A 1830-nucleotide genomic window follows, 5' to 3' on the forward strand; every position below is an offset into this window, starting at 1 on the left:
GGCGCGGTGGGACGCGCGACGAAGTGGCGGCTGTCCGGGCTGGGGTGCCGCGTCATCGCCTACGACCCCTACGCCGACGAGGCTCAGCACAGCCTGCAGGAGTTGCTCGGGCTGGCCGACATCGTCTCACTGCACGCGCCGGTCACCGATGAGACCGCCGGGATGATCGGCTCCAGTCAGTTCGCCGCCATGCGCGACGGCGTGGTCTTCCTCAACACCGCCCGTGCTCAGCTGCACGACACCGACGCACTGGTCGCCGCGCTGCGCAGCGGCAAGGTGGCCGCCGCCGGGCTGGACCATTTCGCCGGGGAATGGCTGCCCACCGACCACCCGCTGGTGGGCATGGGAAACGTGGTGCTGACCCCGCACATCGGCGGGGCGACGTGGAACACCGAGGCCCGACAGGCACAGATGGTGGCCGACGACCTGGAGGCGCTGCTGACGGGCCGGCGGCCCACCCATATAGTCAACCCGGAGGTGTTGAGGTCATGAAGTTCGTTGACAATGCCGAGGACGCGGTGCTGGCGGCCGCCAAGGACATGTTGCGCCGAGGCCTGGTGGAGGGTACCGCGGGAAACATCTCGGCCCGCCGTGAGGACGGCAATCTGGTCATCACGCCGTCGTCGGTGGACTATGCCGAGATGACGCTCGACGACCTGGTGCTGGTCGACCCGGACGGCGAGGTGCTGCACGCGGCGCAGGGCCGGGCCCCGTCGACGGAGATGAAGCTGCACCTGGCGTGCTTCAACGCCTTCGACGACGTCGGCTCCGTCATCCACAGCCACCCGGTGTGGGCCACCATGTTCGCGATCGCCCACCAGCCCATACCGGCCTGCATCGACGAGTTCGCCATCTACTGCGGCGGAGACATCCGCTGCACCGACTACGCCGCGTCCGGCACCCCCGAGGTCGGCGCCTACGCGGTCAAGGCGCTGGACGGCCGGGCGGCGGCGCTGATCGCCAACCACGGGATGGTTGCGGTGGCACCGCGCCCGGACAAGGCCATGCACGTCACCGCACTGGTGGAACGCACGGCGCAAATCGTCTGGGGGGCAAGGGCTCTGGGCGGGCCGATACCGCTGCCCGAGGACATCAACGCCGGCTTCGCCGGGATCTACACCTACCTGCGGGCCAACGCTGGGTAGTACCGCGAGCACCGCCGGCTAACGCTGGTCGACGGCCACCTTGACCGCGCCCGTCTCACCCTGCTCGGCGATGGTCAGGAACGCGTCGCGCCACTGGTCCAGTGCAAAGGTGTGAGTCAGCATGGGCTGCAAGTCAATTCGGCCGTCGGCCACCATGTCGAGGTAGTGCGCGATCGCGTGTTTGCGGACACCGCCGACCTCCTCGACCCCGAAAGCGTTGGAGCCCACCCAGCTTATCTCCTTGAAGTACAGCGGACTCCACTCCCAGCGCCCCGGTCCGTGCACGCCGGCCTTGACCAGCGTGCTGCGCGCCTTGAGCACCCGCACCCCGACCTCGAACGTCTCCGGTTTGCCGACGGTGTCGTAGACGACGTCGATCGCCCCCGGATAGGCCATCGGCAGGCCCTGCAGCGGCTGGCGCAGCCGGCCGCCGCCCCAGGCCGACAGCTCCTCGATGACGGCCAGCCGCGGCTCGTGTGCCAGGACGAGATCCGCGCCGAACCGGCGGGCCAGCTTCGCCTGGGCGTCGAAGCGCGCCACCACCGCCACCGCCACATCCGGGTACAGCGCCCGCAGGATCGCGACGGCGCACAACCCCAGCGAACCGGCGCCGTAGACCAGCACCCGGCTGGACGGCGGCGGCGGGTGCCGGGTGATCGAATGCAGCGACACCGAGAACGGGTCG

Annotated in this window: 3 protein-coding genes; 2 read left to right on the plus strand and 1 reads right to left on the minus strand. The window is 69.8% G+C overall.

Annotated features, from left to right (window positions below; translation table 11 throughout):
• Positions 1-492: NAD(P)-dependent oxidoreductase (locus AC2VON_RS19040; protein ID WP_486954343.1), on the plus strand; the 492-nt coding region annotated here is incomplete at its 5' end.
• A complete protein-coding gene (locus AC2VON_RS19045; protein WP_486954344.1) occupies positions 489-1145 on the plus strand; it encodes an L-fuculose-phosphate aldolase in 657 nt (218 codons plus the stop codon). The genes AC2VON_RS19040 and AC2VON_RS19045, both read left to right, overlap by 4 nt.
• Positions 1146-1163: 18 nt before the next feature.
• On the opposite strand, the gene AC2VON_RS19050 is transcribed toward AC2VON_RS19045, so the two are convergent.
• Positions 1164-1830, minus strand: a 667-nt coding sequence (locus tag AC2VON_RS19050; RefSeq protein ID WP_486954345.1) for a zinc-binding dehydrogenase, incomplete at its 5' end; no start/stop codon positions are given.

It is taken from the genome of Mycobacterium sp. TH-M82 (assembly GCF_057473605.1).

What these genes read in the sequence shown, in the direction of transcription:
- AC2VON_RS19045 (WP_486954344.1), top strand. Translation starts at nt 489, where the DNA reads ATGAAGTTCGTTGACAATGCCGAGGACGCGGTGCTGGCGGCCGCCAAG.